This window comes from Aliishimia ponticola (assembly GCF_004803475.1).
In the GTDB taxonomy this organism is placed as follows: Bacteria; Pseudomonadota; Alphaproteobacteria; order Rhodobacterales; family Rhodobacteraceae; genus Aliishimia; species Aliishimia ponticola.
Window position 1 is genome coordinate 266,870 of record NZ_SRKY01000004.1, and the last position, 23,385, is coordinate 290,254.

Here is a 23,385-nt window from a genome sequence, read left to right on the forward strand (position 1 = left end):
TGGCCGCAGGCAGGGTCAGGACGGGTCAGACCACCAGTCTTCGGACTGCATTTCGCGCAATCGGCTGGCCGTGCGTTCGAATTCAAATGCCCCATCCCCTTCAAGATACAGCATCTCGGGCGCGGCGGCGGCGCTGGCAACAAGGCGCGTTCCGGCCTCATAGAGCGTGTCGATCAGGGTGACGAAGCGTTTTGCCTCGTTGAAATTCGACCGGCCAAGGCAAGGGATATCGTCGAGGATCAGCACGCGCACCGCCTCGGCCACGGCAAGGTAATCGGCGGGCCCAAGTGGCACGCCGCACAGATCGAAGAAGCGCGCCCGGGCCACCCCGTTGCGGAAGGCGGGCAGCGTGACGGTCCGGCCTTTGACGGCAAGGTTCAGCGGCTCGCCCGGCCCTCCGGCCAGATCGTCCCAGACCTGATCGAGCGCCGCGCGCGCAGTGCTGCCCAAGGGCGTGAAATAGACCTCTCCGCCCGATAGGCGATCTTGCCGGTAATCCGTGTCGGAGACCAGTTCCCGAACCACCATCTTGTCTTCGATCAGTTCGATGAAGGGCAGGAAAAGTTGGCGGTTGAGACCGTCTTTATAAAGATCGTCCGGCACCCGGTTCGACGTGGTCACAATGACGACCCCGGCGGCAAAGAGCGCCTCGAACAGGCGGCCGACGATCATCGCATCGGTGATGTCGGTGATCTGCATCTCGTCAAAGGCCAGCAGACGCACGCTTTGCGCCACCGAGGCCGCGACCGGGGCCAGCGCGTCATCGACGCCGGTCTTGCGCGCCTCGTGCATGGCGGCGTGGATTTCCTGCATGAAGGCATGGAAATGCACGCGCCGCGCGGGAACATCGACCGTCTCTACGAACAGGTCCATCAGCATCGACTTGCCGCGACCGACACCGCCCCACAGGTAAAGCCCCTTGGGCGCTTCGGGCGCCTTGCGGAACAGCCCGCGCTTTACCGGCTGCGCCAAGGCGGCGCGGATGCGTTCAAACTCCGGCAGGACAGCCTGCTGTGCCGGATCGGGGCGCAAATGACCCTCTTCGAGTTTGCGGGCGTAAATCTGGTCGATCATGCTCATGGAGGGGAGATATCCAACGGGCTTGCCGGGGGCGCAAGAGATTTTGATGCGAGACATAAAAACTCCTGAATTGACGGCATCGCGAAGTTGGCGAAACAGTGTCGCATGACAAAAACGCCTCTCTTCACCCCCGTCCTGATGGTCGGCTGCATCATCATCATGGTCAGCTTCGCAGTGCGTGCCTCCTTCGGTGTGTTCCAGATACCGATTGCAGAGGAATTCGGCTGGCTGCGCAGTGAGTTTTCGCTGGCGATTGCGATCCAGAACCTTGCCTGGGGGATCGGGCAGCCGATCTTTGGTGCGGTGGCCGAGAAGATCGGGGATCGCAAGGCAATCGTGCTGGGCGCACTGACCTTCGCCGCGGGGATGGTGCTGTCTGCCGGATCGACAACACCGATCGAACACCAGCTTTATGCGTGGCTTGTGGGCTTTGGCATTGCCGGGACGGGGTTTGGCGTCATCCTTGCGGTGGTGGGCCGCGCGGCCTCGGACGAGAACAGGTCGATCTCGCTCGCCATTGCCACCGCGGCCGGGTCCGCCGGGCAGGTCTTTGGAGCGCCGGTGGCGGAGTATCTGCTGACGATGATGAGCTGGCAGAACGTGTTCATGGTCTTTGCCGCCGCGATCCTAGCGCTGATTTTCACCTTGCCGATGATGCGCGCGCCGCAAATGGCCACCCGGACCGAGCTGGAGGCGAGCTTGGGCCAGACCTTGCTGCGCGCCTTTCGCGACCCGTCCTATATCTTTATCTTCCTCGGGTTCTTTTCCTGCGGCTACCAACTGGCATTCGTGACCGCGCATTTCCCCGCGATGGTGACCGAAATGTGCGGGCCGATCCTGCCGGGCGGCGTGCTGCACAATATCGGGATCACCACGACCTCCGCCCTTGGTGCGGTGGCGATTTCGCTGATTGGTCTGGCGAATATCGCCGGGACGCTGCTGGCCGGCTGGGCGGGCAAATACTGGCCGAAAAAGTACCTGCTGGCGGGCATTTATACCGGGCGCACGCTGTTTGCCGCGGCCTTCATCATGTTCCCGATCACACCGCTGAGCGTGCTGCTCTTTTCCGTGGGTATGGGGTCGCTGTGGCTGGCCACGGTGCCGCTGACCTCTGGCCTCGTCGCGCATATCTACGGGCTGCGCTATATGGGCACGCTCTACGGGTTTGTCTTTCTGTCCCATCAGCTTGGCTCGTTCCTTGGCGTGTGGCTGGGGGGACGGCTATACGATGCCTATGGTGATTATACCGCCGTTTGGTGGGTTGGCGTGGCCGTGGGCGCGTTTTCAGCCATCGTCCATCTGCCGATCCGCGAAGAGCCGCAGGGGCAGGCCCAAGCCGCGTGACGCGCCGGGCCGCTCTTAGGCCGCTTTCCAGCGATCGAGGATATAGCGTGCGGTCATCAGATCCAGATGCGCGCCGCCCCCGTTCTTGAACAGGGTGATATCCTCGGGGGCGCGGGTGAACGCGCCAAGCTCATAGTAATCGGCCAGAATGTCGCTGTGCTGGATGGTCCCGGCGGCAAGCGGGATCTCGATCTCTCCGATATGGCCGATGGTGGTATCGCGGCTATCCACGAAAATTCGCGACCGGGTCAGCGCGGTATCGTCGACCTCGCGCATGTCGGGACGATAGGCCCCAATCAGATCCAGATGGGTTCCCGGTTGCAGCCATTCCCCACGCAGCACAGGGGTCGTGGACATGGTGGCAGAGGTCACGATGTCCGCGCCCCGTACCGCCGTTTCCAGATCGTCGGCCACGGCCAGACCGGGGCAATCGGCGCACATCTCTTCGGCATTGGCGCGGGTCCGGTTCCAGACCTGAAAGCGCGCTTTCGGAAACAGGGAGGAATAGGCGGCGAACAGGTTCCGCCCCACCGTGCCAGCCCCGACAATCAGGATGTTTTCACTATCGGGCCGGGCAAGACGGCGCGCCGCCAGCAGACTGTCGCCCGCTGTTTTCCACTTGGTCACAAGGTGGAAGTCCAGAAGCGCTTCGGGCGTGCCGTCCGTGTCGGAAAACAGCGTTACCGCCCCATGGATCATCGGCTTGCCCTTGGCCGGATTGCCCGGAAACACGGTGGCCGATTTGACCGCCGCGCCAAGCCCGTCGATGAAGGCAGACCGGCTGAGCAGGGTATCCTCTGCGCGGTACAGGAACGTGTCACCGATATCGGCTTTGGGCTGGTCATGCCCTGCCGCCAATGCGTCGGTCAGGGGCAGCCAGTCGAGCAGTTTGTCGCCGTCCTCGAACGAGATAAACGGGATCATCGCGCGTCCTCCTCTGGCAGCAGCCCTTCGCCGACCAGCCGCTTTGCCCAGCCCTCTGGGCCGGTGAATTGGTGCGTATGCCACCCGCGCTCGGACGCGGCGAAGATGTTGTCGGGGCGGTCATCGGTGAACAACAGTTCCGGCCCGCTCAGGCCCGCGCCTTCTTCGACCATCTGATAAATCCGCGCATCCGGCTTGGTCACTTTCATATGACCCGAGATGAAATCCCGGTCGAACTCGCGCAGGAACGGAAAATGCTGCGCCGCGTAGTCATAGCTTTCGATACCGAAATTCGTCAGCGAGAACACCGGAATGCCACGCGCCTGCAAGGCCCGCATCAGCCGCACCGAATGATCGATGACCGGCGTGGCAAGGTCCAGCCAGCGGTCATGCCACATGCGGATTTCGTCGCGCCATTCGGGGTGCTTTTCGGCGTGGGCATAGATCGTTTCGGTGAAGGGGTGCCCCTGATCGACAAGTTCGTTCATGCCGTGCAGGTCGGCTTCGGCGAACATGGCGCGGCGGCGGTCCTCGCCGATTTGCGCATCATAGAAGCGTTCGGGCTGCCATTCGATCAACACGTTACCGATGTCGAAGATCACCGCTTTAATGGTCATTTGGCCAACCTCAATTCCCGTTCCAGTGCGTCCAGAAAGCGCGAGCGATCCGCCTTTGTAAAGCCCTTGCCGCCGCCCTGCCGGAACGGATCGGCGCTGCGCAGATCCGCCATCAGGTCGCGCATGGCCAACGCCTCTCTGACATTCGCTTCGGTCAGACGTTCGCCGTTATGTTTGAGAACCCTTGCGCCGGTCTCAACACAGCGCGCGGCGAGCGGAATATCCCCGGTCACAACCACGTCACCCGGCCCGGCGCGGTCCGCGATCCAGATATCGGCAACATCCGGGCCTTCGGGCACGATCACGACCTCCACCAGCGGGTTCTGCGACAGGCGCAGCCCGCCATTCGAGACGAGGAACAGTTTGACCCCGTGACGCGTCGCGACTTTCTCTGCCTCGGCTTTGACCGGACAGGCATCCGCGTCGACATAGACCGTCACGCGTACAGCGCCTCGGCGTGGAAGGCGACGTGGTCCTCCATGAAGGTCGATACGAAGAAATAGCTGTGATCATAGCCCGGTTGCAGACGCAGGGTGGCCTGCTGGCGGCGCGCGGCGACGGCTTCGGCCAGTACCTCTGGTTTGAGCAGATCAAGGAACTGGTCATTGGTGCCGGTGTCGATCAGCATGGGGCCATCGAACCCTTCGGCACGCATACACAGGCTTGCGTCATGCGGTGCCCATGCGGCCTCGTCCTCGCCCAGATAGGCGCGCAGCTGCTTACGGCCCCAATCGCTGCCCGTCGGGTTGGAGATCGGCGCAAAGGCAGAAACAGAGCGGAACCGCCCCTTCAGCCCCATGGCCATCGTCAATGCACCATGCCCGCCCATCGAATGGCCGGTGATGGCTTGCCGGTCCAGATCCACGGCGAATGTATCCCCCAAGAGAGATGGCAATTCGTCGGTCACATAGTCCCACATGCGGAAATGCGGCGCCCATGGCGTTTGTATTGCGTTGACGTAAAATCCTGCGCCTTTGCCAAGGTCATAAGCCTCGTCATCGGCCACATCGTCACCGCGCGGCGAGGTATCGGGAAAGACCAGCGCGATGCCCTGTTCAGCGGCCCATGCCTGCGCACCGGCCTTCACCATCGCGTTCTCATGCGTGCAGGTCAGACCCGACAGATACCACAGGACCGGCACCGGGCCGTCGCGGGCTTCTTCAGGCAGGAACAGGCCAAAGGTCATGTCACAGGCGCAGGCCGACGAGCGATGCGTGTAGACCCCTTGCACTCCGCCAAAGCAGGCGTTCTCCGATTGCGTTTCCATCTGTCGGCCTTTCCAGAATTGCGTTGGCATCGTGATCCCTCACCCGCCGGTTCGCGTCAAGTTTAACCAACTTTCAATTTATCGCCGTAATGCTGGCCGTGGTTTGCTGTATTGTTGAGCGACCACATCGGGGACCACAACAAACTGGATATCCTTATGCTTCGCTGCGCCCTTCTGGCTCTGAGCGTATTGCTCGCTGGACCTTGTCCTGCTGGACGACCCCCCGAAATTCGGTCCGTTGGCATCGCGTCGGTTCAGGCACCTGCGCGGATATCGGGCGTTGCGCCGATTCTGCTGTCTGGCGTGCCGACAAGTTGGGACCGTCTGCGCGGTGCCGCGCTGTCATCGGACATTTGCGCATCAATCCGCGCTCAGACCACCGGGACGGGCAGCGATCAGGGGTTCGATCCGGCTGCAATCGTGTCGCAGGCCTTGGGGCAGGATTTCTGCGCCGAAAGCTAAACCTGCACCCACGCGATGACGGCACTGACCGTCACGATGCTGATGACCGTCGAAACAAGGATAGAGGCCGAAACGCGCTGCGGCGCGACGCCGTAATGCTGCGCAAGCATATAGACATTGCCCGCCACCGGCAGCGCGGCCGATGAAATCGCGACAGCCGCGATATAAGGATCGACCGGAAAGAGGTAGAGCAAGCCAATCGCGACCAGCGCCGGGTGCAGCGCCAGTTTGCAAAAGCTGAGCCATCCGGCGATCACCAGACGTTCCGCCGATTTCGACGCGAGAGAGGCCCCAATCGCGAACAATGCGCCGGGCGTCGCCGCCCCGCCAAGGATCGCCAGAAATTCGTTCATCGGGTCCGGTATCGGCAAATCCAGCGAGGACCAGGTAAAGCCCAGCACAATCGCCACGATCATCGGGTTCGCGATCAATCCGCGCCCGATCGTGCGCAGAATGCTCAGGTTCATCCGCCCGTCCCGCGACCCGGTGATGAGGATCACGATCAGCGACGAGAACACGACAAGATCGACCGCCAGCATCACCATGATGACCCCGACGGCGCGTTCCCCCATCAGCAGACTCATCATCGGCAGACCCAGAAACCCGATATTCCCGATGGCCGCGCATTGCGCTTCGATGGCCGCCTCTTCGACGGACAGCCCGCGCAGGAACGCGACTGCCGTTGCGATTCCATAGACGAAAGCGGTGCCCCATAGATAGCCGAACAGCAAATCCGTGTCCCAGACCTCTGCCAATTCGAGGTTGGCGGCAAAGCGGAAGATCATCGCGGACAAGGCGAAATAGAAGACGAACTTGGTCAGGTAGGCTGTCGCCTCTTCACTGAAAAAGCGCGTCCGACCTGCCCAGTAGCCCAAGCCGATCAATGCAAAGAAAGGGAGCGTTTTCAGGAATATCGCAAGCATGTCTTTGGCATATCCTTACGGGCAGGCCGCCACAAGCAAAGCGGGCGTTCTGGCCCTTGGGCGCGCTGGCGGGGTCACTCGGTCAAGGCGCTTTCCTGCAATTTCACCGGATCGGTGACGCGGTAGCCCGAGCCGAGGGGTTCAAGCAGGCCATCGTTGCGCCACGCTCGCAATTGCCGGTTCACGCTTTCCCGTGCGACACCGACAAGCCGCGCGATTTCCGACTGCGAAGGCAGGTTGGGAAGCGACAAGGTGCCATCCTCGTTCTCCTGCCCGTGGTTCATGAAAAAGATGACCAGCCGCCCGGCCAGCGAGTTGAGCGCATAGGTTTCGGCGCTTGCATTGGCCGATCGCACACGGCTGCACAGCAGGTTGAGGAAATAGTCCAGAACCGCACGATCCGAATAAAGCAGCTCGCGCATGTCCTGCGCGGACAGCACTGTCAGCGTGACCCGGCCCGCTGCGATCACATCGGCGGCGCGTTCCCGTTTATCGATGACGGACAGCTCGCCGATGACATCGCCCGGCCCCAAAAGAGCCAAGACGAATTCCTTCCCGTCCGGCCCGAAGACACAGATGCGCACGACGCCGCTTTCGATGATGGCCATGGAATCGCCGGTATCACCGCGCGCAAAGATCGTTTCACGAGACTTATATTTCCGCTCTCGTCCGTGCTGCCGTAAAATTTGCAACGCATTACTGCGGTCCGCGTTGTCGCGCATCATGCCAATCCCTATTGCTGACCACAGTCAGACGGCAAGCGCGTGAAAAATCAAGAAAAACGCGTGGTCACATTGCGATACGCCGTCCTGAGACACGTCGCGCCCGTCACACGACGGTCTGCAAACCCCATCCCGAAAGAGAAAATGCGGCCCCGGTCGAGCCGGCACCGCATTTCCACTACCACACTTGTTACCCCCGGGGGACGGTCAGATCAAAGCAGCTCACTTCTGCCTTGGACCGTTCCCCTGGATCTATCAATTTGCCCGGACGATATGAAAATCGACACTCCGGCAGGTGCAATTCCCGATTGACCCTTTCATCGCTTCACACACATCAGGGATCGACATCGACGTGTGTCCGCAGAGAACCGATGCAAAGTAACCCGAGTTCGTCACACCGACGTCGGAAGGGACATTATAATACAATGCCTGGACTTCCCCCGACCTTCGATGCGCTTCGTTCGAGCATCAATCTCACCTGAATCAAAGTTAACCGATTCGCGTTAAGGTTTCTGTGATCCAGATCACCGTTTCGGAAAAGTTACGAAATAATATATCATTGATGAGCCGGAAGCGGTTCAGACAAAGGACCGGTACATGACCAGTGCATCGACATAACCATCGGTCGGATGATGAAACGCGCCGGGCAACCGACCGACGGTTTCGAACCCTGCGCGAGTCCATGTGTCTATGGCGCGGGTATTGGTGGACACGACGAAATTGTACTGCATCGCGCGAAAGCCGGCCTTGGGTGCAGCTTGCAGCGAATGTTCCAGCATGGCCCGTGCCACGCCGCGACCGCGGGCTTCGGGCGCGGTGACATAGCCGCAGTTACAGACATGGCTGCCGCCCCCGGCTTGATTGCGCTTCAGGTAGTAGGTGCCCAGAACAGAACCGTTCTCTTCAGCGACGAAGGTTCCATGCGAAGCGCCAAGCCAATAGGCCAAGGCGTCCTCGCGCGAAATGTCGGGATCGATCGTATACGTATCCCCGGCCCGGAAAACCGGGCAGAGGATGTTCCAGATTGCGTCGTCATCCCCCGGCTGCGCCAGACGGATCTCCATCAATAAACCACGACCGCGCGGATGGATTCACCCGCGTGCATCAGGTCGAAGCCCTTGTTGATGTCCTCCAGGCTGAGCGTGTGGGTGATCATGGGGTCGATCTCGATCTTGCCGTCCATGTACCAGTCCACGATCTTGGGCACATCGGTCCGACCGCGCGCGCCACCAAAGGCCGTGCCGCGCCAGCTTCGGCCTGTGACCAACTGGAACGGGCGGGTCGAAATCTCGGCCCCGGCGGGCGCAACACCGATGATGATCGATTCCCCCCAGCCTTTGTGCGCCGCTTCCAGCGCATCGCGCATCACGCCGACATTGCCTGTGGCATCAAACGTGTAATCCGCCCCGCCCTTGGTCAATTCGACAAGATGCGGCACGATCGGGCCTTCGACATTCTTCGGGTTCACGAAATCGGTCATGCCGAAGCGTTCGGCCATCTCGCGCTTGCTGTCATTCAGGTCGACGCCGACAATCTGGTCGGCTCCGGCAAGGCGCAGCCCTTGGATCACGTTCAAACCAATGCCGCCCAGCCCGAACACAATCGCGCGCGAGCCGATTTCGACCTTGGCCGTGTTGATCACCGCACCGACCCCTGTCGTCACGCCGCACCCGATATAACAGACCTTGTCGAACGGCGCGTCGGGCCGGATTTTCGCCAGCGCGATTTCCGGCATGACCGTGTGATTGGCGAAGGTGGAACAGCCCATGTAATGCAGGATCGGCGTGCCATCCAGCATCGAGAACCGCGAGGTGCCATCAGGCATCAGCCCCTGCCCCTGTGTTTCGCGGATCGCTTGGCACAGGTTGGTTTTCGGGTTCAGGCAATACTCACATTCGCGGCATTCGGGCGTGTAAAGCGGGATGACATGATCCCCGGGCTTCAGGCTGGTCACGCCGGGGCCGACTTCCAGCACGACGCCCGCACCCTCATGGCCAAGAATGGCGGGGAACAGGCCCTCAGGATCGGCGCCCGACAGTGTAAATTCATCCGTGTGACAGATGCCGGTAGCCTTGATTTCAACAAGAACCTCACCGGCTTTGGGGCCCTCAAGGTTCACTTCCATGACTTCCAGGGGCTTTCCAGCCTCGATGGCGACGGCGGCGCGGGTACGCATGATCGGATCCTCTTTTTTGGCTGCCGAACCATCATGGACGGCGCAGTTTTTTTCAACCGGAAATCAAAGACGTAAATTTCTTTTCCCGCAGGGCTCTTGTTCAGGGTTTGGTAAGACTTTTCGCAAAAACTGCCCGTAAAGGTAGAATCCTTTGGGCGGAGTCAGAATGGCAAATTTCCAATACTCCCGGGCAGAGAATCGCGCCCACACGACACAACATCACCATCATCCGGGTCAAACCCCGGAAGAGTTGATCGCACAGTTCGCTGCGGATGTGGTCCGCGGGCGGATCAAGGATGTCAAAACGCTTCTGCTGGCCCGGACCGGGCCGGTCACGCGGCAAGAGATCGACATTCTCAGCAATGAATTGCGCAAACTCGAACAACCGAATCTGGCCCGCATGGGCAATCCGCGCAATCTCGACGCGACCCTGTCAGAGATTTCGATGTTCGGGGAACGTCGCAGGGTGCTGTCGGACTACCGGCAATGCCTGCATGATATCCTGCAACTCCAACACCGGGCAGAGGCGCTGTCGCGCTCGGAAGGGCAGTTGCACAACTTGCGCCGAAGCTCGCGCGGTGCCGATTTCGATACCGCTGCGGACCTCAAGGCCCGGATCAAGTTCTGGGAAACGACGGTGGAACGGGACCGCAATGCGCTGGTCGCCATCGAGGATCGGTTGAAAGCCGACTTTCCGCTGTCTTTGCCGGAATTGCGCCGCATCATCGCACTTCAGGATAGCTGAGCCCCGGTGCAAGATCGGCACAAGACCGGCCGGGACTCGACTCCGCGGGGGCGGGGCGTGTATGAGAACATAAGAAGAACAAATGTGATCTCATGCCCCCCGCCGATACGCAAAAGGCCCCTGCAAAGCCGCCCGCAAAGCGCCGTATCCTGTCGCTCTGGTTTCCTCGTTTGGGGGCTGACCGGGTCGTGCGTCAGGATCCGCAGCTTGCGGGGGAGCCGTTGGCGATTGTGGACACCATTGGCAACGCGCAGGTCATCTCCTCTCTCTCGATAGAGGCGCAGCACAAGGGGCTGTATCCCGGCCAGCCCGTGCGCGACGCTCATGCCATGTGTGATCGGCTGATCACCCGTGCCCGCGCGCCGCTGGCCGAAGCGCGGTTTCTGGCCGTGTTGCGCCGCTGGGCCGGGAAGTTTTCCCCCTGGGTCGCGGAGGAAGGGCAGGCAGGGCTGGTCGTGGACCTCACCGGTTGCGCCCATCTGTTTGGTGGCGAAGCGCCCTTGATGCAGGTGGTGCAGCAGGATTGTCACGATATGGGGCTGGCGGTGCAGATGGGGCTGGCCGACACGCGCGGTGCGGCCTGGGCGCTTGCGCGCTATGCCGGGAAGGACGCCGCCCTGCCGCGCAACGGCGATGCCATCGACCAAGAGGCGCGCGCCACCCGGTCCCGCGCGGGCAAGCGGCACTGGACACGTGGCGGTGCCGCGCCAGAGATGCCGGTGGACGGGCCTGCCCCCGGTTTGCGCATCGCACCGCCCGGCCGGACCTATGCCGCGCTGGCCCCCCTGCCCATCGCCGCACTGCGTCTGGAAGCAGATACCACGGCGCAGTTGGCCCGTCTGGGATTGCGCCAAGTGGGCGATCTGGTCGGGCAACCGCGCGCCGCACTGGCCCGCCGTTTCGGGCGGGGGCTGGTCTATCGCATGGATCAGGCTCTTGGCAGCGCGCCGGAACCTGTGTCCCCGGCAAAGCCCGCCGATCATTTCGCCACGCGCCTGACCCTGCCGGACCCTATCGGGTTGGCCGAAGACATGCTGGCCGGGATCGACCGATTGTTGCCGCCGCTATGCGCCCGGCTTGACGCAAAGTCCCGCGCCATCCGCCGCTTACGGTTGGAAGCCCACCGCACCGATCACGGGGTGGAAGCGATTGAGATCGCGCTGGCCCGCCCTTCGACCGACCCGCCGCATATCCGCCCGTTGCTGGAACTGAAGCTGGACCAGATTGATGCGGGTTTCGGGATCGACATGCTGCGTCTTGAGGCGCTCCAGACCGAACCGGTTTATCAGACCCGCGCGGTTGGACATCTGGATGCGGGCAAGGCCGTGGCGGACAGGTTGGCCAAGACCACCCTGCTGGACGACCTGCTCGGCCGATTGGGGGCCCGCGTCGGCATGGAGGCGATCACGCGCCTACACCCCGCATCCAGCCATATCCCGGAGAAGACCAGCAAAGTGATGGCCGCCGCGTGGTCCAAACCCCATGACGGCGCGTGGCCAGCCCCGCCCGGCCCACGCCCCGTACTGCTTTGGCCGCCAGAGATCGTGCAAGCCCCGGAAACGCCCGCGCTGCCTGCTACGTTTCGCTGGCGCGGGCGGACGCACCAATTGGTGCGCGGCAGTGGCCCGGAACGGATCGCGCCGGAATGGTGGCTGGACGCGCCGGAATGGCGGACCGGAACCCGCGATTACTGGCGCGTGACTGTCGAAAGCGGGGAGGAGCTGTGGCTTTATTTTGCGCATGGCGGCGCACTGTCTGCCGGGTGGTTCTGTCAGGGCATGTTCGCCTGACCGCGCGGCCCGCCCGGCCTAGCAACCATCGGAGCCTTGATCGCGGGCCAGATCGTTCGGATCGGCATAGGCGAATCCCATCGCACGCGGGCTGTCATGCGCCAGGACCTGCCCGGCCCGGCGCGCAAAACAGACGCAATTGACCCCGTCCAAGCGTTGTTCGCAAAAGGACTTTTGCGCCGCGACCGCTTCTTGCACCGCGACTGTTGGCGCGTTCTCACCCGTCACATCCGTCAAGGCGGGGAGGGAGAATGCGACAATCACGGTCGATGTGACACCAACCGCGACAGAACTATAAACAACGTAATCTTTGACCATTGTCGCACCTCACCATCGAAGATACCGGCAAGGCAGGGTTCACCCAAGAAAATGAAACGCGGCAATTTTCTAAAACTGTCTGCGCCACACCGGGCCCCGACGAAAAAAGGCGGCCCCGTTCAGGGCCGCCCTTGGTGCAAAACCTTGCACTGTTTCGATTAATTGTCGAACTCGTCGCCGATCGCGCTCAGCCCTTTGAGGATGTCGATGGCATAGGCCAGTTGATAATCCTCCTCGCGCAGCTTCGCTGCTTCTTCGGCTTTGGCGCGATCTTCCTCGATCTGGCGAATTTCGTCTTCGCTGAGCGAGTCGTTTTTCAGGCTGCCGCGCAAATCCGCTTCGGAGCGCTGGAAGCGGTTTGTCGTTTCTTCCTCGTCTTCGGCATCCGGGTTGCGGCGCGGCTGGGCCACGACGATATCCGGGCTGATGCCAAGCGACTGGATCGACCGACCCGACGGCGTGTAATACCGCGCGGTGGTCAGGCGCATGGCCCCTTCCTGCCGCAACCGCATAACCGTCTGGACCGACCCTTTGCCGAAGCTCTTGGTGCCCACGACGATGGCGCGGCGATGGTCTTGCAACGCACCGGCGACGATTTCCGATGCGGAGGCAGAGCCACCATTGATCAGAACCACGATCGGTTTGCCTTCGGCCAGATCGCCCGGCGTCGCATTATAGCGTTCGCCGTCTTCCAGCTTGCGGCCACGGGTCGACACGATCTCACCCTCGTTGAGGAAAGCGTCGGACACCCGGATCGCCTGTGTCAGCAAACCGCCGGGGTTGTTGCGCAGATCGATGACGAAACCGTTGACGTTATCGATGCCACCGGCCTCTTCGATCTCTTTCTCCATCCCCTCTTTCAGGTTCGGATAGGTCTGATCGTTAAAGGTCGTGATCCGCATCACCACGGTTTCACCCTGCGTCCGCGACCGCACGGCCGTCAGCTTGATGGTGTCACGCACGATGGAGATATCGAACGGCTCGCTTTCGCCCTCGCGCACGACGGTGATCACGATCTCGGACCCGACGGGGCCACGCATCAAATCGACGGCTTCGTCCAGCGACAGGCCCAGAACGCTTTCATTATCCACATGGGTGATGAAATCGCCGGCCTCGATGCCCGCCTCTTCCGCCGGGGTGCCATCGATGGGAGAGACGACTTTCACAAAGCCTTCTTCCTGCGTCACTTCGATCCCAAGGCCGCCAAACTCGCCGCGCGTCTGCACCTGCATCTGCTTGGCATCGTCGGGCGACAGGTAACTGGAATGCGGATCGAGAGAGGTCAGCATCCCGTCGATTGCCGCTTCGATCAGTTCACCGGGATCGACCTCTTCCACATATTGAGCGCGGATACGTTCGAAAATATCGCCGAACAGGTCCAGCTGTTCATAGACACTCGCGTTGGCATCGGCTTGCTGCGCCAGAAGCGGTCCGGCGATCTGCGTGGTGGCGATGATCCCTGCCAGCGTACCGCCACCGGCTGCCATGAGGAATTTCTTCATGCTTTGTCCTAATTCGTTGGCCCAAGGCGGAACCACGTCGTTGGATCCACAGGGCGGTTATCCTGTCTTACCTCTATATAGAGCGTTTCTGTGCGGTCAGTTCCAGCCCCCTCACTACTTGGTGAGAGCAATTCGTCGCGATCCGTTGCCGGAACCCCCATCATTCCGATTGGCTCGCCTTCGGGAATCACCAACCCGGCCTTGCCATAGGTGCGGCCCAGACCGGCGAGGATGATCAGGCTATCGGCCCGCGGCTCAAGCACCACGACCTGCCCCAGATCAAGAAGATCGCCGATAAATCGGATCGTTGCGGCGGTTGGCGCCGTGACCAGGGCCTGCGGCCGCGTGGCCAGCAGGATGCCTTCGCGCACGACCCCCGCCGCGTCCGCCTCGCCCGCGCCATGCAGCAGAACGCCATTGACCGGCAGCGGCAGATTTCCGTCCGGATCGGGCATGGTGAGCGCCGCGCCGGGGTCGTCTTCGGTGATCTGGCTTAGTCCGCTGGCGAATCCCTCCAGCGTTTCGGTGCTGGCGATCAGGATGGCGGTGCGCGTGGGATCGGCGGTAAAGCGCTGCGGCAGCGGCTGGCGTTCTGCAATCGCGGTGTTGAGCGCGGCGCGGGCCTCCTGAAGTTGCTGAAGCCCCTCTTCGATACGGCCAGAAGCCGCCTGTTGCAGCGCGCGCAGGCTGCGGGCTTCGGTCAGGTCACTGCGCAAGGTCGCAGCACGGGCGTTCATGGCTGGTCCCATCTCTGCCAGCAACATACTTGCCCGCGCGGTGCCCAAAGCTCCGGCGGGGTGCAACAGAACCGTCGGACTGTTCTCGCGCCCAAGGCTCTGCAAGACTCCCATCAGCGCCGCGATTTCAGCGTCCTGCGTGCGCAAACGCTCTGACAGAACGCGCTCGCGCACGGCAACGCGGCGCAACCCTTCGCGGATGGCGGCCAGACCGTCTTCGAAGGCCAAAATCGTATCTGTCAGGGCGGCAACGCGGTCGCGTGCTTTTTCCGCCGTGCCCAGCTGATCGGTCGCGGCCTCAAGGCGCGCCAAGGCGGCCTCCGCCACGGCGACCATGTCGGATTGCGCGCTTAACGGCGTTGCCATCAGAAAGGCCGCGAAAAGCAGGCTTGCCCGCCGGATCATTTGAGCAAGCTCTCCCCGGTCATTTCATCGGGCTGGGGCAGCCCCATCAAGGCCAGCAGCGTTGGCGCCAGATCGGCAAGCCGCCCGTCGCGCAGCGCCGCGCCCTTGGGCCCGTTGACCAGAATCACCGGCACCGGGTTCAGCGTATGCGCCGTATGCGGGCCACCGGTTTCGGGGTCGATCATGGTTTCGCAATTGCCGTGATCGGCGGTGACGATCATCGTACCGCCCGCCTTGGTCAAGGCATCGACCACACGGCCCAGCCCCTGATCCACCGCCGTGCAAGCCGCCATGGCCGCATCGATATCGCCGGTATGGCCCACCATGTCAGGGTTGGCGTAGTTGGTGACAATCAGGTCATAGCCCTTTTCGATTGCGGCAACGAACTGGTCCGTAACCTCGCCCGCCGACATCTCCGGCTGCAAATCATAGGTCGCGACCTTGGGCGATTTCGGCATGAACCGGTCCTCGCCCTCATTCGGGGTTTCCTCGCCGCCATTCAGAAAGAAGGTCACGTGGGGATATTTCTCTGTCTCGGCCAGCCGGAACTGGGTCTTGCCCTGCTTGGCGACCCATTCGCCCAAGGTGTTCACGATATCCTGCTTGGGGAACACCGTCGTCATGTAGGCGTCGTGCTTGTCCGAGTAATCCACCATTCCCAGCAGGCCAGACAGCTGCGGGCGGCCCGAAATGTCGAAGGCGTCGAAGGCGGGGTCGCCGATCGCGCTGAGGATTTCGCGCGCCCGGTCGGCGCGGAAGTTGATGAAGAACAGGCCATCCTTGTCCTGCATCCCGGCGTAGTCCCCCACCACAAAGGGGTCGATGAACTCGTCGGTCACATTCGCCGCGTAGGATGCTTTGACCCCGTCCAGCGCGGTCGGCGCGCTGTCGGCTTTGCCGGAAACGATCACGTCATAGGCGCGTTGCACCCGTTCCCACCGGTTGTCCCGATCCATCGCGAAGTACCGTCCGCAGACGGTGACGATCCGCGCGCCTTTGGGAAGATCCTCGGCCAGATCGGCGATCTGGTCCGCCGCCGATTGCGGGGCCACGTCGCGGCCATCGGTGATGGCATGAACGCAGACCTCAAGCCCCGCATCCGTCAACGCGCGGGCAGCGGCGATGATATGCGACTGGTGCGAATGCACCCCGCCGGGCGAGGCTAGGCCAGCGATATGCGCCCGCCCACCTGCGGCTTTGACCTTGGCGGCGAATTCCTGCAGCGCGGGTTTGTCGAAGAACGATCCGTCTTCGATCGCCAGGTCGATCTGTCCAAGGTCCATTGCCACGACCCGGCCCGCGCCGATATTCGTATGCCCTACTTCGGAGTTGCCCATCTGCCCGGACGGAAGACCCACATCCGGGCCGTGCGTGATCAGCGTCGCGTTGGGGCAGGTCGCCATCAGGTGATCCATGACCGGGGTGTCGGCCAGCAGCGGCGCGTTTCCCTCGCGCCGATCACTCAGCCCCCAACCATCCAGAATGCACAATATGACGGGCTTACCCATGGGTTCGGTCCTGTTCTTGTCCTGCATCACGGGGTTTACCCCCGCAGCCTGCCGATCCCAAGCCCTATTCAGCCCCTATTCCGCGGCCAGTGGCACCCGCTCCTGCCCGATTGTGGCAATCTCGGCAATTACGCGCGCAATCCGCGCGCGCACCTCGTCAAAATGGGCGTTCGGCACGATCCTGCGCTCATCCATATAGATGGAGCGGTCGATTTCCACCTGAACCGCGTGCTGTTTGCGCGCCGGGCGGCCATAGGCCTGCGTGATATAGGCCCCCGCGAAGGGGGAATTTCGTGTGACGGTGAAGCCTTCGGCGCGAAATGCGGTTTCGATGCGATCCACGATTTCGCCATGGGCGGCGGCGCCGAAGCGGTCCCCCAGAACCACATCCGGACGGCGAGTCGCGCCGCGAGCGATGCCATCCATGGCCTCGTGCGGCATGGAATGGCAGTCGATCAACAACGCCTGACCGCAGCGCGCGCGCGCCTCGTCCAGCAGGACTTGAAGCTGGTTGTGATAGGGATGCCAGAACCTGTCGATTCGCCGCTGCGCCTCTTGCAGGGGGATCTTGCCGCGATAGATCGCGCGCCCATTCGCCACAACGCGCGGCACGACGCCCAGCCCGGATGCCACGCGCGGGTTATGCGCCTGAGGCCGCAGCCCTTCGATTAACGCCGGGTCCAGTTCCGCGGCCGCCCGGTTCAGGTCGACGAAGGCGCGCGGGGCCTCTGCGCGCAGGAAAACAGCACCGAACTGCGGCGCGGAGTCGATCAACAGATCAACAAAGGCGTCTTCCGAAGATCGGATCGTGTGATCGTCCAGTACGCTGGATTTCAGGAAAGACGGCGCGTAGCGTCGACCGCTATGGGGCGACGCGAACACGACACAGGATGTGCGCCGTTCAGGGAACAGGACGTCATAGGCCTTCTGAGTCATCGAAACCTCTTGCTTGGAAAAAACATAGACTGAAAATATGATTTGCCAAAAGCCCTTGATCCCGATCACGACTCCTTTTATAGGCCTTCGAACCGGCGCGGGCTTCCGCGCCCCATTTGTTTGGGGCACGACTTGTGTTGGCATGGGCGGTTAGCTCAGCGGTAGAGCACTTCGTTGACATCGAAGGGGTCACTGGTTCGATCCCAGTACCGCCCACCATGACTTTTTCGCCGCTTTCGGCACTATGCTGAAAGCCCCGTATCAACCCCGTGGCCCCGCCAGTTCTGGCGCCACACAAGGCAGAGGAGACAGCCATGAAGGTTCGCAACTCACTCCGCTCGCTCAAGAACCGCCACCGCGATTGTCGCGTGGTGCGCCGCAAGGGCCGCGTGTATGTGATCAACAAGACTCAGCGCAAGTTCAAAGCCCGCCAAGGCTGAACCGCGCAAAGCTGTATTGAACAGGCCGTCCTTCGGGGCGGCCTTTTCTTTTGCCTGATGGCGTTGCGATCCGCACTGCTGCGGCCCCCTTCCGATTGCGCCCCCAATCATGACAAATTTTGTCGGAAAGAGTTGCAATCGCCTCGCGCTTATGTTTCCTACAAAATCGATCAGATTATTTAGGGAGACCCCCATGCGGATCGCAATCACCGCCGCGCTGACACTGACAAGCGCGCTGACCACCGCCGCCTATGCCGAGGGCGAGCTGAACCTTTATTCCTCGCGCCACTATGACACGGATGAGCGTCTGTATTCCGATTTCGAGGACGCCACCGGGATCACGATCAACCGGATCGAAGGCAACGCCGATGAGTTGATCACGCGGATGCAGGCCGAGGGCGCGAACTCTCCGGCGGACATTCTGCTGACAGTGGACACGTCGCGCCTTGCCCGTGCCAAGGCGGCGGGCGTGCTGCAATCCGTGGACAGCGATGTTCTGGAAGCGCGTATCCCCGACTTCCTGCAAGACGATGACAACCAGTGGTTTGGTTTCTCGCAGCGGGCGCGGATCATCTTCTATGACAAGACCGACGTCGAAAACCCGCCGATGGATTACCTGTCGCTTGCGGACCCGGCCTATAAGGGGATGGTTTGCCACCGCTCGTCCTCCAACGTGTATTCCCAGACGCTTTTGTCTGCCGTGATCGAAAACCACGGCGAAGAGGCCGCCAAGGCGTGGGCGCAGGGCGTTGTCGATAACTTCGCACGGGCACCGCAGGGCGGCGATACCGATCAGCTGCGCGGGCTGGTTTCCGGCGAGTGCGACATCTCCATCTCCAACACCTATTACTTCGCGCGCGCGATCCGTACCGATGTGAAGGGGCTGGACAAGGGAGCGATGGAGAATATCGGCTGGGTCTTCCCGGCGCAGAATGCCGAAGGCGCACATATGAACCTGTCCGGTGGCGGCGTCGCGGCGCATGCACCGAACCGTGAAAACGCAATCGCGTTCCTTGAATACCTCGCCTCGGATCAGGCGCAGAAATACTTCTCTGCCGGGAACGACGAGTATCCAGCGGTTCCGGGTGTGGGGCTGAGCGCCTCCGTCGCGGCGCTGGGCCTGTTCCGTCCCGATGCGGTTGACCTGTCCGAAGTCGCCGGGAATGTGCCCACCGCGCAGAAAATCTTCAACGAGGTCGGCTGGGAGTGACCTGGACCGACCCGGAGTAGGGTAGGCTTCAGCCTACCTCCCTCAGACTGGCCGCCCTTCGGGGCGGCCTTTTTCGTTGCAGTCTCAGGATCGGCGGACTTGCCGGCAAATCAGGATGACGGGCAGCAGCCCGATCGCCACGATCACTAAGCTCGGCACAGCCGCGCCCTCAAGCCGCTCGTCACTGGCCAGGCGGTACGCCTGAACAGCGAGTGTGTCGAAATTGAAGGGCCGCAGGATCAGCGTCGCGGGCAGTTCCTTCATCACGTCCACGAACACGATCAGCAGCGCTGTCAGCAAGCTCGGCGTCAGGATCGGCAGATGCACCCGGCGCAATGTGCCCAATGGCCCCTGCCCAAGCGAACGGGCGGCCGCGTCCATATTGCCGTGCACCATGGCCTGCCCGCCCTCATATGCGCCCAGCGCGGCGGCAAGGAAGCGCACCATATAGGCCGCGACCAGCAGCCAGATCGACCCGGTGATCAGCAGTCCCGTGGACATATCGAACCGGGCGCGCATGAACGCATCCAGCGCATTGTCGAACGCGGCGAACGGCACCAGCAAGCCCACGGCGATGACCCCGCCCGGCACCGCATAGCCCAGCCGTGCGATATAAATCGCGATGCTGCTGGTCCGCCCCGGGCGCAGCCGTTTGAGAAAGCCCAGGCAGATCGCCGCTGCCAGCGTCACCACGGCAGCAATCGCTGCAACGGTCAGCGAATTCTGGATGAACCCTTGATACCGGCGGCTCAACAGGTCTTGTTCTGACCCTATCCCCATGGCCAGCAGGATGAAGATCGGCAGGATCGCCCCTAGAAGAACCGGCGTCGCGCACAGGATGGTGGCAAGCCAGCCCCATCGCCCGCGCAGTTCCATCGGCTCCATCGGTTGGGCGGTGCGCGAGGCTTCGTGATAGCGCGCGCGCCCGCGCTGCCAGCGTTCCAGCACGGCCAAAAGCAGGGCGAAGGACAGCAGGCACAGCGCCAGTTGCGCCGCGCCGGATCGATCGGCAAGCGAGAACCACGCGGTATAGATGCCGGTCGCAAAGGTCTGCACACCGAAATAGGCGGTAGTGCCGAAATCCGCGATCGTCTCCATCACCGCGAGTAGGACACCGGCCGCGATTGCCGGACGGGCCAAGGGCAGCGACACGCGCCAGAACGCGCCCCAAGGCGATTGCCCCAGCGCGCGCGCCGCAAGGAAAGTGGCGCCCGATTGCTGCAGGAACGCCGCGCGCGCCAGCAGATATACGTAAGGATACAGCACCAGCACCAGCATGAGCGCGGCCCCGCCAAGGCTGCGAATTTCCGGGAACCAATAGTCCCGTGGGCCCCACCCGGTCAGGTCGCGCAGGGTCGTTTGCACGATGCCGGGATGGTCCAACACATGGGTATAGGCATAGGCCAGAACATAGGCGGGGAATGCAAGCGGCAGGACCAACAGCACCTCCAGCAGGCGCGCGCCGGGGAACCGCGTCATGGTGACCAGCCACGCGGCCCCCACACCCAGCGCGAAGGTTCCCAGCGCCACCAGCACCACAAGAGAGGCCGTCGCCGCCGTGTACCGCCCCAGCACCGTCTGGGCCAAATGAGTGATCGTCTCCGTCCCGCCGGTCAGCGCCGCAATCACGACGGCGACCATCGGCAACAGGCAGATCGCCGCGGTGCACATCGCGGTGATCCAAAGGATGCGCGGCGTCGGGTTTTGCGTCGATTTACGCGGCGTCGTGAGTGTCGTCTCAACCATTGCCCACATCTCGACTATTTTTCTCCGGTTTTCCAGAGGCCGCCGGATGCAATCTGCCTGTGAATATCGTCGCAGGCGCGGTGCGAACTGCGCCAGCACGCGGTTTCCCCCCCTCGGACCGATCGCCCTGCGCCGGGATGCCCGGTTTGCCCGCAGGCTGCCTGAATTTCCGACAGGGCCGGCGCGCTTTATTGCGGCAGACTGGAAACAGGGGGAAACTTGTTGCCTTTTCCCTGATGACCCGGCCTCTCCTCCTCTCATAAAGGTGACGCATCACGGACCGTAAGGAGTGGATAAGTGCGAGGAATTTTAGGGGGTGTTGTGCTCGTACTCGGCGTTGGGGCGCTGGGTTGGTACGGGTCGACCAACAATGCCAAGACAATGGAGGCCGAGGTCACAGAGGCGGCGCGCGCTGCCGCTGAAGGGACCGTTCATCCGGTCATGACCCGTGTTTCGGGGCGGGACATCGTTGTGTCCGGCGTCGCCAATGGCGAGGCCGAGCGGGATCAAATCCTCGCCGCCATGAATGATGTGACGGGACGCCGGGTTGTCCGCGACGAATTGCGCGTGCTGGAGACCGCAAGCCCCTTCGCGCTCAATGCAAGCAAGACCGCCGACGGCGTAACCTATGCCGGCGTCATCCCGACCGAGGTGGATCGCGCGACATTGGCCGCACGTATCGGTGCCGCCGCCGATGATCTGGACCTGATGGCAGGCGCGCCGGACAGCGCGTGGACCGGCGTTGTGATGCAGGGTCTGGATGGGCTCGCCCCCCTTCAAGACGGGACTATGGATGTGTCCGACCGGACCGTGTCCTTGACAGGCACAGCCAGAACACCTGCCGAAGACGCTGCCGCCCGCGCGGCGCTCAGCGATCTGCCGGACGGCTATGACACGTCAATCGACGTGACCGTTCTGGATGACGGCACCCCGCTGCGGTTGGCGATGGATCTGGCCGAGGACGGCGCAGTGACGGCGACTGGCAAGGTTCCCGCCGCGTTGGAACGTTCCGCGTTGACAGAAGCTCTCGCACGGGATTTTGACGGCGAATTGGCGCAGTCCGTGCTGCCGCCTGCGACCGACGGGTGGGCGGATGCCTCCAAGATCGGTGCAGAAGCGCTTGGCAAGCTGCATTCCGGCGCTTTGCGTATGACAGAAGACAGCCTGACGCTGACAGGCGCGGCCACACCCGACGCCAAGGCCGAGGCCGAGGCGCTTCTGGCGGGCCTGCCAGCCGGTATTTCCGCGTCGAGCGATATCGCGCTCTATGATGATGGTGCGCCCTTCTCGCTGGAAATGGCAAAAGGTGACGACAGCGCTGCGCCGACCGGCAAGTTCCCGGCGGATTTACCCGCCGCAGAGATTATTGGCACGCGCCCCGCGACCGGTATCCGCAACGCTTTCGTTTCGGATGAGACAGGCAGCTTCGCAACCGTGGCATCGAATGGCGCCGAAGCCTTGTCGCAACTGGAGAACGGCAAGCTGACCGTGGTTGGCACCGAGGTAACACTGACCGGCACCGCGAAAACACCGACCGAAGCAGACGCTGCAATGGCGCTGCTTGGCGATCTGCCGGAAGGGTATGCGGCCACGTTCGACATTGCGACGCGCGATGATGGCACGCCGCCGAATTTCGATGTGACCTATCTTGCAGATCAAGGTGCGTCGGTATCCGGCAAACTGCCCGCCGGGCTGGAGCTTTCGGGCATTGCGGGCGCGCTTGGTCTGGCCGATGTGTCGGGCGAGCCGGTGCAGGGCCTGATCGGTGAAGCCACGCAAGCGACAGAGCAACTGAACGCCGTATCAGGCTGGTTGCCGGAACTCGAAACGATGACCTTCAACAGCAATGACGATGTCGTCACCGTGACCGCGTCGGCGGCTCCTGGCGTCGATGAAGGCTTGGTTACTGCGGGATTGACCGAGGCGCTGGGTGCCAATGCCTCCGTGACCGTGACGGCGATGACCGACCTGCCCGACGATGGCGCGACACGCACCAATCGGGCGACCGGACGGGCGGAACGGTTCACCAATGGCTTCTGGCTTCCGGTGCTTGATTTCGTGTCGGATGCGGAAACCTGCGAGGCACAGTCCACAGCAGCCCTGCAAGATGACAAGATCAACTTCGTGTCGGGCTCTGCCCAACTGGATGCGCAGTCGGTGCGCGCGGTCAATGCCGTTGCCGCAATCGTCCGCAAGTGCCTTGCCGAGACGGATTTGAATGTCGAAATCGGTGGGCACACCGATAGCCAGGGCGGCGATGATCTGAACCGGCAACTGTCGCAATCGCGGGCTGAAGCCGTCCGCGCGGCCCTGATCGCCCGCGGCGTTGCCGAGGCCGACATCACCGCAACCGGCTATGGGGAAGATCAGCCCATCGCGGATAACGAAACCGCCGAAGGGCGTGCCGCGAACCGCCGGACCACAATCACTTGGTATGAACCTGTCGCAGAAGCAGAAGAAGCTGCGGCAGAGCCAGAGGCTGGCGCAGACGCGGCAGCCGATAAAGACAACACCACGAACGCAGGAGAGTAAC

22 protein-coding genes and 1 tRNA gene are annotated in these 23,385 nt (G+C 62.4%); 8 read left to right on the plus strand and 15 right to left on the minus strand.

Translation table 11 applies throughout. The features are described from left to right. Nucleotides 1–15 precede the first annotated feature (15 nt). Nucleotides 16–1,080, minus strand: a complete 1,065-nt coding sequence (gene zapE, locus E4Z66_RS15615; protein ID WP_136464179.1) for a cell division protein ZapE — start codon at nt 1,078–1,080, stop codon at nt 16–18. A 105-nt stretch (nt 1,081–1,185) separates the two neighbouring features. Between zapE and E4Z66_RS15620 the strand changes: the two genes are divergently transcribed. Then, on the plus strand, nt 1,186–2,424 hold the full coding sequence (locus tag E4Z66_RS15620; RefSeq protein ID WP_136463985.1) for an MFS transporter: 1,239 nt from the start codon (nt 1,186–1,188) through the stop codon (nt 2,422–2,424). Between the two features lie 15 nt (nt 2,425–2,439). Here the strand turns inward: E4Z66_RS15620 and E4Z66_RS15625 are convergent, their stop codons facing one another. The 4 genes from E4Z66_RS15625 to fghA are packed head-to-tail and all read right to left on the minus strand — an operon-like array spanning nt 2,440 to nt 5,232. Beyond that, the gene (locus E4Z66_RS15625; RefSeq protein ID WP_136463986.1) at nt 2,440–3,348 is read right to left on the minus strand and encodes an ornithine cyclodeaminase family protein; all 909 of its coding nucleotides are present in this window, start codon (nt 3,346–3,348) and stop codon (nt 2,440–2,442) included. Further along, nucleotides 3,345–3,965: an HAD family hydrolase gene (locus E4Z66_RS15630; RefSeq protein WP_136463987.1), complete on the minus strand. Its 621-nt coding sequence runs from the start codon at nt 3,963–3,965 to the stop codon at nt 3,345–3,347. Before E4Z66_RS15630 ends, E4Z66_RS15625 begins: the two co-directional genes overlap by 4 nt. Beyond that, nucleotides 3,962–4,405: a YaiI/YqxD family protein gene (locus E4Z66_RS15635; RefSeq protein ID WP_136463988.1), complete on the minus strand. Its 444-nt coding sequence runs from the start codon at nt 4,403–4,405 to the stop codon at nt 3,962–3,964. The genes E4Z66_RS15630 and E4Z66_RS15635 overlap by 4 nt, the downstream gene beginning before the upstream one ends. After that, on the minus strand, nt 4,402–5,232 hold the full coding sequence (fghA, locus tag E4Z66_RS15640) for an S-formylglutathione hydrolase (RefSeq protein ID WP_136464180.1): 831 nt from the start codon (nt 5,230–5,232) through the stop codon (nt 4,402–4,404). Before fghA ends, E4Z66_RS15635 begins: the two co-directional genes overlap by 4 nt. Nucleotides 5,233–5,346: 114 nt before the next feature. On the opposite strand from fghA, the gene E4Z66_RS19770 reads away from it, so the two are divergent. Next, entirely contained in the window at nt 5,347–5,694 is a 348-nt protein-coding gene (locus tag E4Z66_RS19770) for a hypothetical protein (protein WP_211097172.1), read from the plus strand. Here the strand turns inward: E4Z66_RS19770 and E4Z66_RS15645 are convergent. The 4 genes from E4Z66_RS15645 to E4Z66_RS15660 form a co-directional block, all read right to left on the minus strand. After that, nucleotides 5,691–6,617, minus strand: a complete 927-nt coding sequence (locus tag E4Z66_RS15645) for an AEC family transporter (RefSeq protein ID WP_136463989.1) — start codon at nt 6,615–6,617, stop codon at nt 5,691–5,693. The two genes, E4Z66_RS19770 and E4Z66_RS15645, sit on opposite strands and share 4 nt — an antisense overlap. 74 nt (nt 6,618–6,691) lie before the next feature. Then, the gene (locus E4Z66_RS15650) at nt 6,692–7,342 is read right to left on the minus strand and encodes a Crp/Fnr family transcriptional regulator (RefSeq protein WP_136463990.1); all 651 of its coding nucleotides are present in this window, start codon (nt 7,340–7,342) and stop codon (nt 6,692–6,694) included. Nucleotides 7,343–7,917: 575 nt separating this feature from the next. After that, the gene (locus E4Z66_RS15655) at nt 7,918–8,403 is read right to left on the minus strand and encodes a GNAT family N-acetyltransferase (protein WP_136463991.1); all 486 of its coding nucleotides are present in this window, start codon (nt 8,401–8,403) and stop codon (nt 7,918–7,920) included. Beyond that, nucleotides 8,403–9,515, minus strand: coding sequence for an S-(hydroxymethyl)glutathione dehydrogenase/class III alcohol dehydrogenase (locus E4Z66_RS15660; RefSeq protein WP_136463992.1), 1,113 nt, complete (start codon nt 9,513–9,515; stop codon nt 8,403–8,405). Before E4Z66_RS15660 ends, E4Z66_RS15655 begins: the two co-directional genes overlap by 1 nt. A 166-nt stretch (nt 9,516–9,681) precedes the next feature. Here E4Z66_RS15660 and E4Z66_RS15665 point away from each other — a divergent pair, with 166 nt between their 5' ends. After that, the gene (locus E4Z66_RS15665) at nt 9,682–10,260 is read left to right on the plus strand and encodes a hypothetical protein (RefSeq protein ID WP_136463993.1); all 579 of its coding nucleotides are present in this window, start codon (nt 9,682–9,684) and stop codon (nt 10,258–10,260) included. A 92-nt stretch (nt 10,261–10,352) separates the two neighbouring features. Next, nucleotides 10,353–12,050, plus strand: a complete 1,698-nt coding sequence (locus tag E4Z66_RS15670) for a Y-family DNA polymerase (RefSeq protein ID WP_136463994.1) — start codon at nt 10,353–10,355, stop codon at nt 12,048–12,050. 18 nt (nt 12,051–12,068) lie between these two features. Here E4Z66_RS15670 and E4Z66_RS15675 read toward each other — a convergent pair whose 3' ends face one another. The 5 genes from E4Z66_RS15675 to E4Z66_RS15695 form a co-directional block, all read right to left on the minus strand. Then, a complete protein-coding gene (locus E4Z66_RS15675) occupies nt 12,069–12,368 on the minus strand; it encodes a hypothetical protein (RefSeq protein WP_136463995.1) in 300 nt (99 codons plus the stop codon). 158 nt (nt 12,369–12,526) lie between these two features. Further along, the gene (locus E4Z66_RS15680; protein WP_136463996.1) at nt 12,527–13,870 is read right to left on the minus strand and encodes a S41 family peptidase; all 1,344 of its coding nucleotides are present in this window, start codon (nt 13,868–13,870) and stop codon (nt 12,527–12,529) included. 8 nt (nt 13,871–13,878) lie between these two features. Continuing rightward, a complete protein-coding gene (locus tag E4Z66_RS15685; protein ID WP_136463997.1) occupies nt 13,879–15,012 on the minus strand; it encodes a murein hydrolase activator EnvC family protein in 1,134 nt (377 codons plus the stop codon). Beyond that, entirely contained in the window at nt 15,009–16,520 is a 1,512-nt protein-coding gene (gene gpmI / locus E4Z66_RS15690; RefSeq protein ID WP_136463998.1) for a 2,3-bisphosphoglycerate-independent phosphoglycerate mutase, read from the minus strand. The genes E4Z66_RS15685 and gpmI overlap by 4 nt, the downstream gene beginning before the upstream one ends. Nucleotides 16,521–16,595: 75 nt before the next feature. Beyond that, nucleotides 16,596–17,456 (minus strand): N-formylglutamate amidohydrolase, encoded by an 861-nt coding sequence (locus E4Z66_RS15695; RefSeq protein WP_136463999.1) that lies wholly within the window; start codon nt 17,454–17,456, stop codon nt 16,596–16,598. Between the two features lie 144 nt (nt 17,457–17,600). Here E4Z66_RS15695 and E4Z66_RS15700 point away from each other — a divergent pair. The 3 genes from E4Z66_RS15700 (at nt 17,601) to E4Z66_RS15710 (ending at nt 19,106) form a co-directional block, all read left to right on the plus strand. Continuing rightward, nucleotides 17,601–17,675: transfer RNA gene (locus E4Z66_RS15700), tRNA-Val, on the plus strand. A 95-nt stretch (nt 17,676–17,770) separates the two neighbouring features. Next, nucleotides 17,771–17,896, plus strand: coding sequence for a type B 50S ribosomal protein L36 (ykgO, locus tag E4Z66_RS15705; RefSeq protein WP_068338904.1), 126 nt, complete (start codon nt 17,771–17,773; stop codon nt 17,894–17,896). Between the two features lie 193 nt (nt 17,897–18,089). Then, nucleotides 18,090–19,106 carry an extracellular solute-binding protein gene (locus tag E4Z66_RS15710; RefSeq protein WP_136464000.1) on the plus strand — a complete coding sequence of 339 codons (1,017 nt, stop codon included), beginning with the start codon at nt 18,090–18,092 and terminating at the stop codon, nt 19,104–19,106. A gap of 84 nt (nt 19,107–19,190) precedes the next feature. Here E4Z66_RS15710 and E4Z66_RS15715 read toward each other — a convergent pair whose 3' ends face one another. Further along, the gene (locus tag E4Z66_RS15715) at nt 19,191–20,777 is read right to left on the minus strand and encodes an ABC transporter permease (protein ID WP_246036057.1); all 1,587 of its coding nucleotides are present in this window, start codon (nt 20,775–20,777) and stop codon (nt 19,191–19,193) included. Between the two features lie 396 nt (nt 20,778–21,173). Between E4Z66_RS15715 and E4Z66_RS15720 the strand changes: the two genes are divergently transcribed. Next, nucleotides 21,174–23,384: an OmpA family protein gene (locus E4Z66_RS15720; protein ID WP_136464002.1), complete on the plus strand. Its 2,211-nt coding sequence runs from the start codon at nt 21,174–21,176 to the stop codon at nt 23,382–23,384. Nucleotide 23,385 lies beyond the last annotated feature (1 nt).

Excerpts from the sequence above, each read along its gene's own strand:
- E4Z66_RS15625 (WP_136463986.1), bottom strand. The coding sequence starts at position 3,348 with ATGATCCCGTTTATCTCGTTCGAGGACGGCGACAAACTGCTCGACTGG.
- E4Z66_RS15695 (WP_136463999.1), bottom strand. The coding sequence starts at position 17,456 with ATGACTCAGAAGGCCTATGACGTCCTGTTCCCTGAACGGCGCACATCC.
- E4Z66_RS15710 (WP_136464000.1), top strand. The coding sequence starts at position 18,090 with ATGCGGATCGCAATCACCGCCGCGCTGACACTGACAAGCGCGCTGACC.
- E4Z66_RS15680 (WP_136463996.1), bottom strand. The coding sequence starts at position 13,870 with ATGAAGAAATTCCTCATGGCAGCCGGTGGCGGTACGCTGGCAGGGATC.
- E4Z66_RS15675 (WP_136463995.1), bottom strand. The coding sequence starts at position 12,368 with ATGGTCAAAGATTACGTTGTTTATAGTTCTGTCGCGGTTGGTGTCACA.
- E4Z66_RS15620 (WP_136463985.1), top strand. The coding sequence starts at position 1,186 with ATGACAAAAACGCCTCTCTTCACCCCCGTCCTGATGGTCGGCTGCATC.
- fghA (WP_136464180.1), bottom strand. The coding sequence starts at position 5,232 with ATGGAAACGCAATCGGAGAACGCCTGCTTTGGCGGAGTGCAAGGGGTC.
- ykgO (WP_068338904.1), top strand. The coding sequence starts at position 17,771 with ATGAAGGTTCGCAACTCACTCCGCTCGCTCAAGAACCGCCACCGCGAT.
- E4Z66_RS15715 (WP_246036057.1), bottom strand. The coding sequence starts at position 20,777 with ATGTGCACCGCGGCGATCTGCCTGTTGCCGATGGTCGCCGTCGTGATT.
- E4Z66_RS15660 (WP_136463992.1), bottom strand. The coding sequence starts at position 9,515 with ATGCGTACCCGCGCCGCCGTCGCCATCGAGGCTGGAAAGCCCCTGGAA.
- zapE (WP_136464179.1), bottom strand. The coding sequence starts at position 1,080 with ATGAGCATGATCGACCAGATTTACGCCCGCAAACTCGAAGAGGGTCAT.
- E4Z66_RS15645 (WP_136463989.1), bottom strand. The coding sequence starts at position 6,617 with ATGCTTGCGATATTCCTGAAAACGCTCCCTTTCTTTGCATTGATCGGC.
- E4Z66_RS15670 (WP_136463994.1), top strand. The coding sequence starts at position 10,353 with ATGCCCCCCGCCGATACGCAAAAGGCCCCTGCAAAGCCGCCCGCAAAG.
- E4Z66_RS15665 (WP_136463993.1), top strand. The coding sequence starts at position 9,682 with ATGGCAAATTTCCAATACTCCCGGGCAGAGAATCGCGCCCACACGACA.
- E4Z66_RS15630 (WP_136463987.1), bottom strand. The coding sequence starts at position 3,965 with ATGACCATTAAAGCGGTGATCTTCGACATCGGTAACGTGTTGATCGAA.
- E4Z66_RS15650 (WP_136463990.1), bottom strand. The coding sequence starts at position 7,342 with ATGATGCGCGACAACGCGGACCGCAGTAATGCGTTGCAAATTTTACGG.
- gpmI (WP_136463998.1), bottom strand. The coding sequence starts at position 16,520 with ATGGGTAAGCCCGTCATATTGTGCATTCTGGATGGTTGGGGGCTGAGT.
- E4Z66_RS15685 (WP_136463997.1), bottom strand. The coding sequence starts at position 15,012 with ATGATCCGGCGGGCAAGCCTGCTTTTCGCGGCCTTTCTGATGGCAACG.
- E4Z66_RS15655 (WP_136463991.1), bottom strand. The coding sequence starts at position 8,403 with ATGGAGATCCGTCTGGCGCAGCCGGGGGATGACGACGCAATCTGGAAC.